The following is a 267-nucleotide window of genomic DNA, read 5'->3' on the forward strand; positions in this document are numbered from 1 at the left end:
GCGTGTTCTGGGTAATGGCGCTGGTGGCGCTGCCGGCAATGTTTTTGCGCCCGAAAGTTGTTCCCTCATGCTGATTCGAGCATTTTGCGGATCTGCTCCTGTTGATGTGTTGTCAGCGTCAGGTCCGTATAGATCAGCGGTGGTGAAAAGAGCGGTAATGGCATGGTATAAGGCGCAATAATCAGTGCCGCGCCACGCGGAGCGCCTGTCTGCAAAAATGCCTTTACCGACATATGCTTAATGTTGAGCGGCAGTAACGTTAGTTCG

The 267-nt window shown here is 52.8% G+C and carries 1 protein-coding gene; it reads right to left on the reverse strand.

The window, feature by feature from the left end:
* Nucleotides 1-65: 65 nt before the first annotated feature.
* Nucleotides 66-267: hypothetical protein (locus R2R70_RS20590; RefSeq protein WP_410978991.1), on the reverse strand; the 202-nt coding region annotated here is incomplete at its 5' end.

Origin of the sequence: Cobetia sp. SIMBA_158, from assembly GCF_046566945.1 — a bacterium.
Lineage (GTDB): Bacteria > Pseudomonadota > Gammaproteobacteria > Pseudomonadales > Halomonadaceae > Cobetia > Cobetia amphilecti.